Genomic DNA, 17887 nt, shown 5'->3' with positions numbered 1-17887 from the left:
TCTGCCTCCTTTTCCTATGTGTATTTCTTTTATATCTATTGTACTAGCAAAAATAGAAATGTCAATGATCTATCCTTTGGCTACGCCCCATCTAAAAAACTGAGAAACATAAGTAATCATGTTCTGCCATCCTTTTCCAATGATGATTCCTATTGGCAGCGTTACCATGTCCTTCTCTGCAACTAAATCTGTTACCACGACTTGATCATTGTATAGGGTAATGTGCAGCTCTGCTAGCTTTTTTCCCTCTCGAATGAAGAAGGAATAGTTTGGCACCATACGAATCTCTGTACTTTTTACCAAACCCTCTCGAGGACCAAACAGAATTGTATCCTCCTGGGCTAGAAGCTGAATGGACAAGTCTTCGATTCCCCATTGGTATGCCTCTGCGACCCGCTCCCCAGCCTTTATGATTCTCTGCTTGCCATAGTTTTCATGACCATACCCTAAGAGTTTTTGTACTACTTCATTTCTTTGGGCTTCCGTTGCAGCCCCCAAAGCGACGGCAATCAGACGAAAATTCAGTTCAGTTCCATCTTTGGCTGTTACCACCATGGTGGAAGAAAGACAATAACCTGCCTCCTGGGTATAGCCTGTTTTAAGGCCATCCATTTCAGGGATCTGCTTTAACAGTTTGTTGGTATTCTCCTTGAAAAATCTCCTGTTTTGATTTTCATGGAACCCTTTGTCTGTCACTGGCAGCATCTTGTCTCCATAGGTTTCTATGAGATGACGGGATAGAATTGCGATATCCTGAACCGATGATATATTTGCACCTTCGGTCAGGGGCATTCCATTGGGATTGAAAAAGTGGGTAGCTGTCATCCCCAACTCAGCAGCCCTTTTATTCATGGTCACCACAAAGTCCTCTGCCGTACCACCTACATGCTCTGCCATGGCGAAGGCAGCATCATTGGCAGATACGATCATTGTCACCTCTATAAGCTCCCACAAAGGGATTTCTTCTCCAGCCTGTAAATAATAGCTGCTTCCTTTTTCCTTGGCTGCCCTTGTGCTGATTTTTACCTGATCCTCTAATGACACCTGCCCCTTGTCTACAGCCTCCATGACCAGTAGATAGGTCATCAGTTTTGTAATACTGGCCAATGGCAGTGGCTCTTCTATATTCTTACTGTATAAGATTTGCCCGGTTTCTGCCTCTATCAAAATAGCCGCCTTAGATTGGATCTCTCCTGGTTCGATCCCAAATCCCACCGATGCACTAAGGCTCAAGAGAATCAATGTCAGGCATCCTATTCTTTTCAAAGCCTTCATATCTATCTCCTCCCTATTTTACACATATATACCCCTATCCCTATGGATATGTACAAAGTTTTTCAATTAGACTACCTCTTTTAAGCTTACAATGGATGGGCAGAAAAAAACCACAGGTATATTTATCCTGTGGTTTTTATGCTATTGGGCGTACAACCATTTTTGGAATAAAGGATCTACGTCCTCTCCTAGTACTTCTTCACAGACTTTTTTAAAATCCTCTGTGGTAGCGTTTTTAAAGCGATATTGATCATAGTATTCGGCAAAAATGCTGTAGAGTTTATCTTTTCCATACTTCTCATAGATTTCATTCATGAACATAGCGCCTCGGTTATAAATCAATGGTCCGTAGTCGTCCCATCCCTCAAACTGATCCAAGGGCTTTAGCATGGTCTCATCTTTGATCGTGGCAGCGGCTTCATGGTATTCCGCCTCATTATAGACCTTTTCATATTCCTGTCCTGCCTCTTCTCCAAACACCTCCATGGCATAGATCACTTCTCCGTAGGCTGTCAGACTTTCATCCAGCCATGCTTCATCAATTTCATCATTCCCCACGACCCCATACCACCATTGATGGGCTGTTTCATGGACAATGACGATTTCTAAATACTCCCTGGCTCGATCTTCGTAATAATCCTTGCCGATGAAAACAATACCTGGGTACTCCATGCCGCTGGGGAAATTTGTTTGGACAATAGAATATTGGCCATAGGGGTATTTTCCGTAGATTTTATTAAAAACCTTCAGGGAATCTTCCCCTACCAAGGTCGTGAACTCCTTAATCTCATTCTCCAGACCGATACCTTTTAAATAATACATCTTCAAAGCGGTACCCTCCACATCTTTCTCCACCACTTCAAAGTTCTTACTGGCAACCCATGCAAAATCCCTCATGAGCTTTGCCTCTATCTGCCAAAGCCTGTCATTTTCCTGGAGCTCATCCTTTACTATATTTCCTGAAGCCGCCACTACGATTTCTTTTGGGGCACAGATGGTTACATCATAATTGCTCACATCACTATAAAAAGGATCTCCTATGGGATAATAGGGATCTAAATTCCATCCTGACGCATCATATACAGCTGCCACTGGATACCAGTTTCCAAAATTAAAGGTCTCATCCCCAAATCCAAAGCGTTCTTGGGCTGGCGGGAGCTGGATAACATAGGACATCTCAATCTTTGTCTTGGCGCCTACATCCAAGGGATTATCCAGCTTTATCTTCATGATTGTTTTCTGGTCTCCCATAATCTCATATTGAGCAGCCTCTCCATTTATCGCCACCCGTTCTAGTTCTATGTAACCGGGTTCAAATCCATTGGGATATGCCCGCTGAAAGTCATCGAAAAGGAATGGGGCTGTCTCCTTAGTCCTGAAAGCATTGGGGTATAAGTGAAAATAAATTTCCTCTAAAGGAGCATCTTCCTGATTGATATAGTTCACCTGCTGCGCTGCCTTAAGACTTGCCTCCTCCGGTGAGAACACCGCATCTATACTGTATTGATTGACCCTTTCTATGTCGATTCCATTGAAATTCTCTACTATCAAGGTAGGTTTCGTCTCTAGATTTTCAGGGGTCTCTTGGCCTTTACACCCTGTCAAAATCACCAACATCATAGATAGGGTAATGACTAAATACCGCATTCTTTTATTCATCCTGTTCCTCCTGGCGCATTATGTATTAATCCCATTATACTGAACTTAGAAAAAAGAAGCTAGGGACTCCAGCTTCTTTCTAAATAAATATTGACAGCCATATGAAATATTTATACTTATCCTTTTGGAACAGGCATGCTTCTTCCCTATAATTTAATGCCCTTAGCCCATACGATATTGTCAATTTCCATGATTTTATTGATCGTTTCAGGATTCACCTCATCATCGATGTTGAGTACCATCATGGCCATGTCTCCCTTGGCATTTCTGCCTACTTGCATGGTTGCTACGTTAATACGCTCTTGACCAAGTATTTTTCCAATGTTACCAATGACCCCTGGCACATCCAAGTTTTGTATAAACAGCATGTAGTCACTTGGGTTCACATCCACTTCATAGCCTTGGATCTTGACCAGCTTACCCTGACGCTTAGAAGACAAGTTACCTCCTAAGACGAAGGTTCCCTTCTTGTTTCTGATCTTGATTTCGATAAAGTCCATATATCCATCATAGTACTCCCTGATCTTCTGCTGCTCTACCCGTATACCTCTCTGCTCTGCCACCAGCTTGGCATTGATATAATTCACCTTATCTTCTACCACGGGCTCAAGTAAACCCTTTACAAAGGCGATGGTGATCATCTCCACGTCCTGGGCTGCAATGTTCCCCCAATAATCAATATTCACAAACTCGATGGGCTCTTGATAAAGCTGATAATAGATTTTTCCTAATTTTTCCAGAAGCTCAATATAAGGTCTTATGGCTGCCAGTTCATCTCTATGGATGGCCGGTAAGTTCACGGCATTTGGTACGATTTCTCCCTTCAATGCATTTACCACCTGTTGGGCTACGGTGATACCCACATTCTCCTGAGCTTCCTTGGTATCTGCGCCAATGTGGGGTGTTACTATCACATTATCCAGCTCAAAGAGGGGATTCCCATAGCAAGGCTCCTTCTCATGGACATCCAGCCCAGCACTGGCAATCTTACCGCTTTTCAATCCTTCCAATAGTGCCTTCTCATTGATAATACCGCCCCTGGCCACATTGGCAATGCGTACCCCGACCTTCATTATCTCGATTTCCTTCTCACCGATCATGCCAAAGGTTTCCTTGGTCTTTGGGGTATGGACTGTAACAAAATCTGCTGCCTTTAGCAAGTCTTCCAGCTTTTCTATTTTCTCCACCTTGAACCGCTCAAAACGCTCATCGGCGATATAAGGATCATAGGCGATAACCTTCATGCCAAAAGCTGCCATCCTTGTGGCTACCAAAGACCCTATTCTGCCTAAGCCAATGATGCCCAAGGTCTTATTATATACCTCTACGCCTTGGAATGGACTGCGATCCCACTTCCCTGACTTCAAGAAGGCATTGGCCTGGGGTATATTCCTTGACTGGGTGAGCAGCATACCTACGGTCAATTCTGCCGCGGACATGGTATTGCTCTCAGGTGTATTGGCTACAATGATTCCTCTCTGGGTTGCAGCACCTATGTCAATGTTGTCTACGCCATTTCCTGCCCTGCCCACTACTTTCAGGTTGGCGGCTTTGGATAATAACTCTTCATCTACCTTGGTCACACTTCTGACCACGATGGCGTCATATTCATGTATTTTTTCCAATAGTTCTTCCCGTGGTATATGGAAGCATACATCTGCTTCCAGTTCCTCCTGGAGAAGCTTGATTCCTTCTTCATCAATCTTCTCTGTGATGATCACTCTTTTCTTTGTCTCCATTTTTTATTCCCCCTATACTTTTACGTTTTAAAGTGTTAAAGTGACTGCTTACAATCCTAGGTATGATGATGCCATGCTTGACGATAAAATAAAAATCCCCGACCTTAACTTAATGTTAAGGACGGGGATTGATCATCCACATGGTACCACCTTACTTTGCTGAAGATACAGCCTCTCGCTTCGATAACGGGAAATCCCGGCATAGGTTTTTGACCCCCATGCAGCTTCCGGTCGGATTCAATAGCCTTTATTGTCGATTTTCACCAGCCATCGACTCTCTGAAAATAAAGGTGCATTTACTACTACCGTTCAACGCTTTTTTATATTTAAAAGCTATTATATTATTGTTAGAATATTAAATCAATAGTAAAAATATTTTTTTATATAAAACCTTTTTATATGGAATCTGTAAAGTAATCATCCAGAGGTCTGTAACAGATTTCCTCACCCTTCTGCTTAATCTCCACGGCGATAGTAAAGGCCTTTGCCGTATCGATGGAGGTAAAGGTAGGGATTTTGTACTCACTGGCCTTCTTTCTAATTTTGAAGCCCATACTTTTCAGGTTATTTCCCTTGGTCGGCGTGTTGATCAGCATATGAATCTTGCCCTGGCCGATATATTGTTGTATTTCCTCTACAGAGATGGCTTCGCAAGGTACATTTTTGTTTTTCAGGAAGGTCCCTGTGCCGTTGGATGCATAGAGCTTGAAGCCTAGGTTCACATACTGCTGAACCACATCCAAGCCTTCCTCCCTGTCCACTTCCTTCAAGGAAACATAGATGCCTCCATCTGTAGGTATCTTTATGCCTGAAGCGCTAAAGCCTTTGTAAATTGCTTTGTTCAAATCTCTATCGATACCAAGGACTTCCCCTGTGGATTTCATCTCTGGTCCTAGATAAACATCCACATCTGCCAGCTTCTCTCCAGAGAATACAGGCACCTTTACAGCGTAGAAATCTTTATTTTTCAATAGTCCTGTGCCGTAAGACATATCCACAAGCTTTTTCCCCAGCATGGTGTCGATGGCAATCTTCACCATAGGCACCCCTGTCACCTTGCTCAAAATCGGTACAGTTCTGGATGCTCTTGGATTTACCTCAATGACATACACATCTTTTCCATCGAATACGTATTGGATATTCACCAATCCAATGATGTTTAAGCCTTTGGCAATCTTCTTTGTATAGGTTACTAGTTTATCCACGGTTTCCTGGTTTAGGGTAACATAAGGGTAAACGGTGATGCTGTCCCCAGAGTGAACCCCTGTTTTCTCCACATGCTCCATGATTCCAGGGATCAGCACATCCTCTCCATCCCCGATGGCATCTACCTCGATCTCAATCCCCTTTACATATTTATCAATGAGTACAGGGTATTTGGATGAAAGGTTTGCGGCTTCCTCCATGTAGGTAACCAATGTATTTTCATCATAGACCACTTGCATTGCCCGGCCGCCGATCACATAGGAAGGTCTTACCACCACAGGATATCCCAGTTCTGCTACGGTATCAATGGCTTCCGCTACACTGGTTACTGCTTTTCCTGTAGGACTCGGTATATCTAACCTCTCTAGGAAATCTCTAAACTTGTCTCGATCCTCAGCCAAATCGATGGATTGGAAGGAGGTTCCTAGGATATTTACGCCCCGCTCAAAGAGCTTTGGTGCCAGGTTCACCGAAGTCTGACCGCCAAACTGGAGGATGACGCCTTCGGGTTTTTCTCGTCTTACCACATTCATGACATCATCGATGTATAGGGATTCAAAATAAAGCTTATCTGCTGTATCGAAATCCGTACTTACTGTCTCAGGGTTGTTGTTCATGATGATGGATTGGTATCCAGCTTCCTTGATTCCCCATACCCCATGGACACAACAGTAGTCAAACTCGATACCTTGTCCAATACGGATAGGCCCTGATCCAATCACCACAATCTTCTTTTGATCGGAGATTACATTTTCATCGTCCTCTTCATAGCAGGAGTAATAATACGGTGTCTGGGCATCAAACTCTCCACTGCAGGTATCTACCATCTTGTATACAGGAAAAATACCATGGGCAATCCGTATCTTCTGGAGTTCCTCACTCTTATAGCCTGATAGATCACAAATTTCACGATCCGTAAAGCCCATAGCCTCGGCAGCATAAAGCAGCTTTTCATCTACAGCTTCAGACTGCAATCTCTTTTCCATTTTTACAATGTTTTGGATACCATGGAGAAACCATGGATCTACCTTGGTCACCTCATAGAGATGCTCCACCGAAATTTCTCTTCGTAAGGCATCTGCCAATGCGAAAATTCTCTCATCATCGCATAGGTCGATCTTGGCGAAAAGCTCCTCCTCCGTCATATCCATGATGGAGAACATTCTCAAACCTGTAAACTTTCCTTCTAGGCAAGTGATGGCCTTTAGCAGTGCACTTTCAAAGGTTCTGCTGATGGCCATAACCTCTCCTGTGGCTTTCATCTGGGTTCCTAAAGTTCTTGCAGCCTTACTGAACTTATCAAAGGGCCACTTTGGAATCTTTACCACCACATAGTCCAGGGTCGGCTCAAAACAAGCACTGGAGGTTTTTGTTACATAGTTCTTTAACTCATCCAAACTAAAGCCGATGGCAATTTTGGCTGCAATCTTGGCGATGGGGTATCCAGCGGCTTTAGAAGCCAAAGCACTGGAACGGCTTACCCTAGGATTTACCTCGATTACCACGTAGGTGTCACTCTTAGGATCTAGGGCCAGCTGCACATTACAGCCTCCTTCTAGTCCCAGACTTCTAACGATTTTAATGGATGCTTGACGAAGCATCTGATATTCCTTATCTCTTAATGTCTGGGAGGGAGCCACCACGATACTATCCCCCGTATGGACACCTACTGGATCCATGTTTTCCATGTTACAGATGATGATACAGTTATCCTTTTTATCTCGAATGACTTCATATTCGATTTCTTTCCAGCCAGCCACACTCTGTTCCAGCAAAATCTGTCCAATGGGGCTGCTGCTGATTCCGCGCTGGCAAATCTCTACCAGTTCCTGATGATTGCTGGCAATACCACCGCCGGTACCCCCTAAAGTAAATGCAGGTCGGATGATGACTGGATACCCATATTGATCCACAAAGGCCTCACATTCGGAAAGGTTTGTGGTTGTAATGCTCATTGGTACAGGCTCCCCGATCTCCACCATCAGCTGTTTAAAAGCTTCTCGGTCCTCTGCCTTGTGAATGGCCTCTCCCCGGGTGCCTAAAAGCTTCACCCCATATTTATCTAGAGTTCCCGTGTTTTCCAGCTTCATGGCCAGGTTTAGGGCCGTCTGCCCCCCAAAGCCCGCCAGAATCCCATCGGGTGTTTCTTTCTCAATAATTTTTTCCAGGGCTTCTATGGTCAAAGGTTCAATATATACACGATCTGCCACATTCAAATCCGTCATAATGGTGGCTGGATTACTGTTTACAAGAACGGTCTCAATCCCCTCTTCTTTGATGGCTTTACAGGCTTGGGTTCCTGAATAATCAAATTCAGCAGCCTGACCGATGATGATAGGGCCTGAGCCGATAATCATTACTTTTTTTAATCCTTGATCTAAAGGCATTTTGCAACCTCCTTCTCCATGAGGGTAATAAATTTGTCAAACAAGTAAGCTGAATCTGTTGGTCCTGGTGCTCCCTCTGGATGGAATTGAACGGAGTATACAGGCAGTTCTTTATGCTTCATGCCTTCTACCGTTTCATCGTTCAAGTTCTTATGGGTAACAATCATATCTTTATCTCGAATGCTTTCAGGATCTACCGCATAGCCGTGGTTCTGGGAGGTGATGTAGGCTTTGTCCATATCCATATCATAGACCCCATGGTTTCCACCTCGATGACCGTATTTCATCTTGTAGGTATCTCCCCCAACTGCTAGGGCTAATATCTGATGTCCCAAACAGATGCCGAAAATAGGCAGCTTGCCCATGAGTCCCTTGACAGTTTCGATGGCTTCTACCGCTGCCTTTGGGTCCCCAGGTCCGTTGCTCAATAGGACCCCTGTAGGTTGTACAGCCATGATTTCTTCCCAGCCAGCTGTTGCTGGAAATATGGTGATATCACAATTTCTCTCCTTTAGGTTTCGAACAATATTGGCTTTTACCCCAAAGTCCACCAAGGCTACTTTATGACCTGTTCCTGGTATATGGGTAATCTTCTTTGTTCCTACTTCTTTCATCCAGTCATCCTTCAATTGTCCTGTTTGAAGAATCTCATGGAGCTCCCCGTCTTGCCATTCCTCATTGGTAATGACACACTTTAATGCCCCAGCATTTCTGATCTTTTTCGTAATGCTTCTGGTATCTACACCGCTGATGCCAACAACCCCCATGGCTATTAGCATTTCATCGATGGTTTTTTCACTTTTATGGTTAGAAGGATTCTCTGAAATCTCCTTCACCACAAATCCTTTGGCAAACACCTTTGAGGATTCGTGCTCCAACTCATTTACGCCATAGTTTCCAATCAAAGGATAAGTCATGGTAATCACTTGTCCTGCGTAGGATGGATCTGTCAAGATCTCTTGATAACCTGTGATGGAGGTATTGAATACCAACTCTCCTACCGTCGTTCCTTTCTTGCCAAAACCCTTACCTTTGTATACTGTTCCGTCTTCTAAATATAATATTCCATTCATTTTCAGCACCTCTATCCTCATCTTTCTCCTCGTTTGCCTGTTTACAAAAGGAAACAGAAAAGGTTTTTCTTTTCTGTTTCTCGAATTATTTTCTAAATAATATACTGGGTTAGGTTCCCAAAGCTATTGTCTAGGCTGCCATCCACACAGAATACTTTATATTTATCATTCTTTGATACACTGCCATCGTCCATAAGCTCCTCGTTTAATTCTTTCAGTGCCATGGTGATCAGCTCTTTGCCCAGTCCTACACCAAGGATTGTCTTCTTCCCCATATATCCCTTGAGCTTCTCCACGACCTCAGGAATCTTATGGTCATCCACCTTACCATTGGAAACCAATAACACATCATGGGGTACGGCTTTCAATTGCTGTGTATTAAAGTTTTCATCGAAAATATTCAAGCTATAATTCATATTCACTAAGTTCATCAGTTCTTCTTTTGACATCCCAAGGTTGACTACTGCTGCCTTTGTAATGCTTGGCGCAATATGGAAGTAGCTTCCCTTTACTTCCTCTAAAACCGTCTCTATGTTCATTCCGCTAAATGCTTTTGCTGATAATGCATACGTCATTTTTCATCCATCCTTTCCATTGATTGATTATTTCTCATCTATCTATGCGCTCTTTTGCGATCTTAGCCTCTGCCTCTTGATATTTTTGTAGGGTTTATACATATGGCATCTCCCTTTTTGATTCCTTTTCCTATTCTCTTATTATTCATAATTATACTTATTTATATATAATTATGCAATATGTTTTTAAAAAATTTTCTTATTTTTATTAATATATTTTTATATTTATCCTATTCTAGAGCGCAAGGCAGTCCAAATCAATGCTGACAGTTGAAACAAGTCCCACTTTTTCAGTATTTTTTCATTAAAGCAGTCTGTTATTCTTATTCATAATTACCAATATTAGTTTGTACTTTTAAATTTGTATATATACACTATTGCTGTATATATATCCATTCCTTTTTCATCCACCGGCCAGTAGATAACAAAAAAACCTTCTGCCTGAGGCAGAAGGTATATTTTCCATGGAAAATCAAAGATATACGAAACCCATATCTTTTCCGATACCCTTTTTAGCCTCTCTGGACCAATTTAAAGGTTCCTGTATTCTCTTTTCAAAACATATTATCATAAATAATATTTATGTGTCAATATTAATCTTTATAAACTTCCAGAATCGCTTCCTCCAGTATCTTCACAGCTTCATCTATTTCTTCAGCAGACACATTAAGCGGTGGTACAACTCGAATAACACTCTCCCCAGCACCCACCAGCATCAAGCCTTTTTCAAAGCATTTGTTGATGATGGCCTTCGGTTCACCCTTTACCTTGAGGCCTAATAACAGACCTAATCCCTGTACCCCTTGAACTACGTCAAATTTTTCCTGGAGCACTGCCAGCTTTCCAATCATATACAGACTCTTTTCATTGACACCATCGATAATCCCATTGTTAATCAGCTCATCCAGCACCGTCAGTGATACGGCACAGGCCAACGGATTTCCTCCAAAAGTACATCCATGATCTCCAGGAACAAAGGCACTGGCTGCTTCCTCCGTGGCCAAAACTGCCCCTATGGGGAACCCGCCCCCCAACCCCTTGGCCATACAAATCACATCGGGTATCACCCCAAAACTTTGATACGCAAACAAGCTTCCCAAACGACCAATGCCGCACTGAACTTCATCAAAGACCAATAATGCATCATACTGACTGCACAAAGCTTTTACTTCTTGTAGATAGGATCTTTGGGCTGCTACAATGCCCCCTTCCCCTTGAATCGGTTCTAAAATCACTGCACAAGTATCTTCATCTATCGCCGCCTTCAATTTTTCAATATCATTAAATGGAACACTTTTTAATCCTGTCATCAACGGCATGAAATCTTTTTGATATTTTTCCTGTCCTGTCACTGCCAATGCGCCCATAGTTCTACCATGGAAGGAGTTGTTCATATAAATAATTTGGTTTTTTGAGCTTCCACCCTTTAATTTTCCGCACTTTCTTGCCAATTTCAAGGCCGTTTCCACTGCTTCTGTCCCACTGTTACAGAAAAAAACCTGATGGTGATCACTATGGGATACTAATTTTTCTGCCAAAGCGATTTGTTCCGTATTCCAATACAGATTAGAGATATGCATTAGCTTTTCTCCTTGTGCTGCTAAGGTTTTTGCGATGGCTGGATGACTATGTCCCAAGCAGTTTACCGCTACCCCTGCTACAAAATCCAAATACTCCTTTCCATTCACATCATAAACCTTCGTCCCTTTCCCTTTTTCAAAAACCACATCAAATCGACCATAGGTATTCATAATGTTTTTTTTCATGGCTTACATCTCCTCTCCGCGGATCATGGTTCCTATTCCTGCATTTGTAAAAATCTCCAACAATAAGCTGTGTTCCTTCCGCCCATCAATCAAATGTACATTCTTCGCGCCTTTTTCGATGGCTTCGATGCAGCATTCTGCTTTAGGAATCATACCACCCTTGATAACACCTGTTTCGATATATCCTCTCACTTCGCTGATGGTAGCAGATGAAATAAAACTCTCCGGATCGTTAATATCCTTATAGATCCCTTCGATATCTGTCAGCAGTATGAGCTTCTCTGCTTCCAAAACACTGCCGATGGCAGATGCTACGTAGTCGGCATTGATATTATAGATATGACCTTCTTCATCACACCCTACGGGTGAAATCACCGGAAGCTGTTCTTTTTCCAATAGATCCAACAGTAGCTTTTTATTGACGTCTTTTACCTCGCCCACATAACCAATATCTATTTTCTCATTTCCTTTATAAAGGTATTTTTTTTGGGCTTGAATGAGATTTCCATCTCTTCCACTGATCCCCAGGGCCGTGATCCCATGTCTGCAAAGGTCAGCTGCGATTTCCTTGTTTACACTTCCTGATAGAACCATCTCTACCACTTCTACAGCCTTCTGATCCGTCACCCTCAATCCATCCACAAAGCGACTCTCCAGTCCCAGCTGATCCAGCATGGATGAAATGTTTGGACCACCTCCATGAATGATGATTAAGTGGATGCCTACCAGCTTCAAAAGCACCACATCTTCAATAAAAGCTTTTTTGGCTTCCTCATTGCGCATAATACTGCCACCATATTTAATGACAAAGGTCTTTCCCCTAAATTTTTTTATATAAGGCAAGGCTTCTACCAATATGGCCGCCTTTTCTTCATTCATATTTTATCCCCCTCACTTCCTAATTTATTTAATAATTATACTTTTATTTATATAAATATGCAATAAACTTAAAGAATTTTTATTTTTGTTATTGAATATTTATTTATTAATCTGTATAATTACTTTAAATCATAAAAAGAGGTGATTCGATGATTCAAGCAGGCATATTAGGCGCCACAGGTTATGCAGGTCAACAATTGATTTGGTTTCTTCTCAGGCACCCTGACCTTCGATTAAATTTTCTTTCTTCTCATAATCATGCAGATATACCCTTTCATCATATCTATCAGCAGTATGTTGATTTTATACAAAGCATTTGTATAGATATGCACTCGGCAGAAGAAAAACTTTCTGATATAGACGTACTTTTTATCGCCCTTCCCCATGGCAAAGCTTTTGATATCACAAAAAAAGCCCTAGATTTGGGCGTTAAGGTCATCGATCTAGGGGCAGATTTTCGTTTGAAGTCGGCAGATGCTTATAAACATTGGTATGGACTGGAGCACGATGCAGAACACCTGCTGTCTACAGCAGTGTACGGTCTCCCAGAGATCTATCGTGAGGACATTGCAACGGCTTCCCTGATCGCCAATCCTGGTTGTTATCCTACGGCCAGCATATTGGCTTTGGCACCTTTGTTGAAAAATCATTTGATTGATCCAACCTCCATTATCATCGATGCTAAATCTGGTGTCTCCGGAGCTGGCAGGGCAGCAAATATCGCCACCCTATATACAGAGTGCAACGAATCTATTAAGGCCTATGGGGTAGCCAGCCACCGACACACACCAGAGATTGAACAGATTCTGACAAGCCTTAACAATGAAGAACTTATAGTATCCTTTACACCTCATTTGGTACCTATGAATCGGGGTATTTTGGCTACCTGTTATGGTAGTCTCGTAACAAAGTTAACGCAGCAGGAGCTCTACGAAATATATAACACCTATTATCAGGACGAATATTTTGTCCGAATTGTAGAAACCCTACCGGAGACAAGGTGGGTCAAAGGCTCCAATTTTTGTGATATCGGTATAAGAGTTGATGAGAGAACAGGAAGGGTCGTTGTCGTCTCTGCCATCGATAACCTGATTAAAGGTGCTGCCGGTCAAGCGGTTCAAAATATGAACATTATGTTTGGCATTAAAGAACAGAAAAGTTTAGATATTTTATCTATGGTTCCATAGTTATATTGAAAGGATGATGAAAATGAAAATTTTACAAAACAAAACATTGACGGACGTATCCGGCTTCCAAGCCATTGGCATCCACAGCGGAATTAAAAAGAGCGGAAATAAGGATTTAGCCATTATTTACAGCACAAAGCCTGCAGTTGCTGCTGCAACCTTTACTACCAATATCGTAAAGGCTGCACCCCTTCAGGTAAACATCGAAAACCTAAAAGCCTCTGAAACCACCCAGGCCATTGTGGTCAATAGCGGCAATGCCAATGCTTGTACCGGTGTCGAGGGACTAGACAACGCCCATCAGATGACTCAAACTGCAGCCAACATCCTAGGCCTATCTCCCAGCGAAGTCCTGGTGGCTTCCACAGGTATCATTGGTGTACCTATGCCTATGGAGGTAGTCCTTCCAGGAATCAAGGCCGCCTGTGAATTGCTCCATAAAGGAACAGGTACTTCAGCAGCAGAAGCCATCATGACCACAGATTCTTTCTTAAAATCCGTTACAGTAGAAGTAACCATCGACGAAAAGCCCGTGTTGATCAGTGGTATTGCCAAGGGTTCTGGTATGATTCACCCTAATATGGCTACGATGTTATCTTTTGTAGTGACCAACGCCAACATCTCTAAACCTTTGCTCTCCTATGCCTTAAAGGATAGTGTCAGTGATTCCTATAACATGATCTCTGTAGATGGGGATACCAGTACCAATGATATGGTCATCGTTTTGGCCAATGGTACGGCAGGGAATACCCTCATGGAAGAGGCCGATGGAAATTATGACAAGTTTAAAGAAGCCCTTGATTTCCTAAATAAGGAGCTGGCAAAGCTGATCGCCCAAGATGGAGAGGGTGCCACAAAACTCATTGAAGTATCCTTATTTCATGCAAAAACACAAAAGGATGCCAAGGTATGTGCAAAATCCGTTATTTCTTCTAATCTTGTGAAATCTGCTTTCTTTGGCAGCGATGCCAACTGGGGAAGAATCATGTGTTCTTTAGGTTACTCCGGCGGTGACTTTGTACCTGAAAAGGTGGATATCTTGTTTAAGAATGAAAAAGGTACCATTCAGCTGGTGAAGGATGGAGCAGGTATTCCTTTTAGCGAGGAACATGCCAAAGAAATCCTAGATCAAAAATATGTGAATATCGTGGTGGATCTAAAAGATGGAAAGTACGGTGCCGTAGCCTGGGGCTGTGACCTAAGCTACGATTATGTAAAGATCAACGGTTCCTATAGAAGCTAAAACAAAAGTATTTTAAGCAATAAAATAGGCAGCGCTCTCGTTTTTATCCTAGAGCACTGCCTATTTTTCTGATGTTTCGCTTAACACTTTGGTGGTCTCACCTCTTTCTTTTTCATTTGGTCTCTAAAGCTGTTTTCTTCTTTGGTGGACTCATTCCCTTCTTCACTGGTGCTTTATGAAGTTATATTATATAATTACCACGGAATGGACAGGATAAACATTTTTTTAAATATTTTGTCTATTTTTTCTTAAGATCTGTTAAAGAAAGTTGTTGAAAATGATATAATTCTTATAAGCTGTTTCGCAATAGTAGAACAATGCGACGTAAGATTGAGATTAGGATTGCGACCCGTAGGAATGCCATAAAATCTAGGCGGGTTGCATACTATGCAACCCCTACGTTGAAAATCATGATCTATGAATTTATGTCTTATCTTTCTTATATAATGAAGACCGAGGGGTGCAGAGATGAAAAAAATCGCGTATTTTTCTGTGATGTGTGCCGCCATATTATGGGGGATTTTAGGTATTTTTATCAAGAAACTTTATGGCTTTGGGTTTAATCCATTTCAGATTGTGGCCATCCGTGCCCTGGGCGCCTTTGCTGCTTTGTTTCTATACCTATTCATTAGCGACCGTAAGCTCCTTCGGGTTCAACCAAGGGATATGGGCTATTTCGTAGGAACAGGGATTCTTAGCTTTGTCTTTTTCAATTGGTGTTATTTCATAGCCATCCAATACACCACACTTTCTATTGCCTCCATCCTGTTATACACAGCGCCTGCTTTTGTGATGGTTTTTTCCACCATACTTTTTAAGGAAAGCTTAACACCGCGGAAAATCATTTCCTTTGCTTTGACCTTTATTGGGTGTATTTTGGTCACGGGATATTTTCAGCAAACCGGTGATGGACTCTCTATGATCGGTGTCCTTGCAGGTCTGGGGTCTGGATTGGGGTATGCCCTCTACAGCATCTTTGGAAGGTATGCTTTGAAAAAATATGATTCTATGACCGTTACCCTGTATACCTTTTTATTCGCCAGCTTGGGGTTGGTCCCTGTTACAGACTTTCAAGGCATGCTGCCCTTGTTTTCTGGGTTTGAGGTGTTGTTTTTGGCCATTTCTTTGAGTCTGTTCTCTACAGCCCTTCCCTTTATCCTCTATACCAAAGGACTATACCATCTGGAAACCAGCAGAGCATCGATTATCGCCACCCTGGAACCGGCTGTGGCTACCATGGTCAGTATTTTTATCTTTCAAGAACATATTACCTTCTTTAGGATGATGGGTATTGTTTTGGTGCTGGCAGCCATCATTTTGGTGAATGAAAGGACATCGGAAGAACAAAATGAATCTCTAAATTTAATGGATTAGGATATTTTTATAGACCTTACTGCATTCAAAACCAACATTTTCATAAGTTTCCATAAATGCACCACAATTACTATTGTGGTGCATTAAAACTATCCATCCTCAAAGTTATCAGAAAATATAACAAATTTCTTATATTTTTACTACAATACTGGAAAATATCACACAAATAGTTGTATTATTAATTGAGAGCTTTATCACAAATACTTTAAATATACAGAATACAAAGGAGGGGGAAAATGAGTAATTATTTTAAGAAACAAAAAGCTTTTATGAAATTCTTTACTTTCATTCATGTTATTCTTTTACTAATGACAAGCCACTCTTTTGCAGAGGGCAAACCTGATTTTGTTCAAAAACTACCCGCTCAATCGTGGTTTTTCAATAATCCAAATGGTATGGCAGTAGATAGTGACGGTAACATCTATGTGGCCGATTCAAATAATCATCGCATACAAAAGCTAAATGCCGATGGGACCCATATGGCAACCTGGGGTAGCTATGGCAGCGGTGATGGCCAGTTTAGATTTCCAAATGGTGTGGCAGTGGATGGCGATGGTAACATCTATGTGGCCGATTCAAATAATCATCGCATACAAAAGCTAAATGCCGATGGGACCCATATGGCAACCTGGGGTAGGAGTGGCAGAGGTGATGGCCAGTTTAATGCTCCATTTGGACTGGCAGTAGATGGCGATGGTAACATCTATGTGGCCGATACATATAATCACCGCATACAAAAGCTAAATGCCCATGGGACCCATATGGCAACCTGGGGTAGGAGTGGCAGCGGTGCTGGCCAGTTTAGTTTTCCAAATGGTGTGGCAGTAGATGGCGATGGCAACATTTATGTGGCCGATTCATATAATTACCAGATACAAAAGCTAAATGCCGATGGGACCCATATGGCAACCTGGGGTAGCTATGGCAGCGGTGATGGCCAGTTTAGACGTCTAAATGGCGTGGCAGTAGATAGTGATGGTAACATCTATGTGGCCGATACATATAATCACCGCATACAAAAGCTAAATGCCGATGGGACCCATGGGGCAACCTGGGGTAGTAGTGGCAGCGGTGCTGGCCAGTTTAGATATCCAAATGGTGTGGCAGTAGATGGCGATGGTAACATCTATGTGGCCGATTCAAACAATCATCGCATACAAAAGCTAAATGCCGATGGGACCCATATGGCAACCTGGGGTAGTAGTGGCAGCGGTGATGGCCAGTTTAATATTCCAAATGGCGTGGCAGTAGATGGCGATGGTAACATCTATGTGGCCGATTCAAATAATCATCGCATACAAAAGCTAAATGCCCATGGGACCCATATGGCAACCTGGGGTAGTATCGGCAGCGGTGATGGCCAGTTTAATGCTCCATTTGGACTGGCAGTAGATGGCGATGGTAACATCTATGTGGCAGATACATATAATCATCGCATACAAAAGCTAAATGCCCATGGGACCCATATGGCAACCTGGGGTAGTAGTGGCAGCGGTGATGGCCAGTTTAATACTCCAAATGGCG

The 17887-nt window shown here is 42.4% G+C and carries 12 protein-coding genes and 1 other annotated feature; of the genes, 4 read left to right on the top strand and 8 right to left on the bottom strand.

What is annotated here, in order from left to right:
• Window positions 1–69 precede the first annotated feature (69 nt).
• The 8 genes from K0R93_RS15825 to argB all read right to left on the bottom strand — a co-directional run bounded on the left by K0R93_RS15825 (window position 70) and on the right by argB (window position 12559).
• The gene (locus K0R93_RS15825; protein ID WP_300303212.1) at window positions 70–1275 is read right to left on the bottom strand and encodes a D-alanyl-D-alanine carboxypeptidase family protein; all 1206 of its coding nucleotides are present in this window, start codon (window positions 1273–1275) and stop codon (window positions 70–72) included.
• 141 nt (window positions 1276–1416) lie between these two features.
• Window positions 1417–2934 carry a M1 family metallopeptidase gene (locus K0R93_RS15820; RefSeq protein WP_300303210.1) on the bottom strand — a complete coding sequence of 506 codons (1518 nt, stop codon included), beginning with the start codon at window positions 2932–2934 and terminating at the stop codon, window positions 1417–1419.
• A 146-nt stretch (window positions 2935–3080) separates the two neighbouring features.
• On the bottom strand, window positions 3081–4673 hold the full coding sequence (gene serA, locus K0R93_RS15815) for a phosphoglycerate dehydrogenase (protein WP_300303208.1): 1593 nt from the start codon (window positions 4671–4673) through the stop codon (window positions 3081–3083).
• 114 nt (window positions 4674–4787) lie between these two features.
• Window positions 4788–4995, bottom strand: a binding site (T-box leader).
• Between the two features lie 73 nt (window positions 4996–5068).
• On the bottom strand, window positions 5069–8266 hold the full coding sequence (gene carB / locus K0R93_RS15810; RefSeq protein WP_300303206.1) for a carbamoyl-phosphate synthase (glutamine-hydrolyzing) large subunit: 3198 nt from the start codon (window positions 8264–8266) through the stop codon (window positions 5069–5071).
• Complete coding sequence (carA, locus tag K0R93_RS15805; protein ID WP_300303204.1) at window positions 8257–9339, bottom strand: glutamine-hydrolyzing carbamoyl-phosphate synthase small subunit; 1083 nt, start codon at window positions 9337–9339, stop codon at window positions 8257–8259. Before carA ends, carB begins: the two co-directional genes overlap by 10 nt.
• A gap of 92 nt (window positions 9340–9431) precedes the next feature.
• Window positions 9432–9914, bottom strand: a complete 483-nt coding sequence (locus K0R93_RS15800) for a hypothetical protein (RefSeq protein WP_300303202.1) — start codon at window positions 9912–9914, stop codon at window positions 9432–9434.
• A gap of 593 nt (window positions 9915–10507) precedes the next feature.
• A complete protein-coding gene (locus K0R93_RS15795) occupies window positions 10508–11680 on the bottom strand; it encodes an aspartate aminotransferase family protein (protein ID WP_300303200.1) in 1173 nt (390 codons plus the stop codon).
• Window positions 11681–11683: 3 nt separating this feature from the next.
• Window positions 11684–12559 carry an acetylglutamate kinase gene (gene argB / locus K0R93_RS15790; RefSeq protein WP_300303197.1) on the bottom strand — a complete coding sequence of 292 codons (876 nt, stop codon included), beginning with the start codon at window positions 12557–12559 and terminating at the stop codon, window positions 11684–11686.
• 149 nt (window positions 12560–12708) lie between these two features.
• On the opposite strand from argB, the gene argC reads away from it, so the two are divergent.
• From argC to K0R93_RS15770, 4 genes are all read left to right on the top strand, one after another.
• Window positions 12709–13746: an N-acetyl-gamma-glutamyl-phosphate reductase gene (argC, locus tag K0R93_RS15785; protein ID WP_300303195.1), complete on the top strand. Its 1038-nt coding sequence runs from the start codon at window positions 12709–12711 to the stop codon at window positions 13744–13746.
• A 22-nt stretch (window positions 13747–13768) separates the two neighbouring features.
• Window positions 13769–14989 (top strand): bifunctional ornithine acetyltransferase/N-acetylglutamate synthase, encoded by a 1221-nt coding sequence (argJ, locus tag K0R93_RS15780; RefSeq protein ID WP_330685188.1) that lies wholly within the window; start codon window positions 13769–13771, stop codon window positions 14987–14989.
• Window positions 14990–15457: 468 nt separating this feature from the next.
• Complete coding sequence (locus tag K0R93_RS15775) at window positions 15458–16363, top strand: DMT family transporter (RefSeq protein ID WP_300303191.1); 906 nt, start codon at window positions 15458–15460, stop codon at window positions 16361–16363.
• A gap of 236 nt (window positions 16364–16599) precedes the next feature.
• Window positions 16600–17887: SMP-30/gluconolactonase/LRE family protein (locus K0R93_RS15770; protein ID WP_300303189.1), on the top strand; the 1288-nt coding region annotated here is incomplete at its 3' end.

It is taken from the genome of Anaerosolibacter sp. (genome assembly GCF_029240175.1).
Classification (GTDB): Bacteria; Bacillota; Clostridia; order Peptostreptococcales; family Thermotaleaceae; genus Anaerosolibacter.
Note: the sequence above shows the minus strand (reverse complement) of the source record. Positions and strands in the feature narration are given on the sequence as shown.

Coding starts and splice junctions, on each gene's coding strand:
- K0R93_RS15795 (WP_300303200.1), bottom strand. CDS start 11,680: ATGAAAAAAAACATTATGAATACCTATGGTCGATTTGATGTGGTTTTT.
- K0R93_RS15820 (WP_300303210.1), bottom strand. CDS start 2,934: ATGAATAAAAGAATGCGGTATTTAGTCATTACCCTATCTATGATGTTG.
- K0R93_RS15775 (WP_300303191.1), top strand. CDS start 15,458: ATGAAAAAAATCGCGTATTTTTCTGTGATGTGTGCCGCCATATTATGG.
- argJ (WP_330685188.1), top strand. CDS start 13,769: ATGAAAATTTTACAAAACAAAACATTGACGGACGTATCCGGCTTCCAA.
- argB (WP_300303197.1), bottom strand. CDS start 12,559: ATGAATGAAGAAAAGGCGGCCATATTGGTAGAAGCCTTGCCTTATATA.
- argC (WP_300303195.1), top strand. CDS start 12,709: ATGATTCAAGCAGGCATATTAGGCGCCACAGGTTATGCAGGTCAACAA.
- carA (WP_300303204.1), bottom strand. CDS start 9,339: ATGAATGGAATATTATATTTAGAAGACGGAACAGTATACAAAGGTAAG.
- K0R93_RS15800 (WP_300303202.1), bottom strand. CDS start 9,914: ATGACGTATGCATTATCAGCAAAAGCATTTAGCGGAATGAACATAGAG.
- K0R93_RS15825 (WP_300303212.1), bottom strand. CDS start 1,275: ATGAAGGCTTTGAAAAGAATAGGATGCCTGACATTGATTCTCTTGAGC.
- carB (WP_300303206.1), bottom strand. CDS start 8,266: ATGCCTTTAGATCAAGGATTAAAAAAAGTAATGATTATCGGCTCAGGC.
- serA (WP_300303208.1), bottom strand. CDS start 4,673: ATGGAGACAAAGAAAAGAGTGATCATCACAGAGAAGATTGATGAAGAA.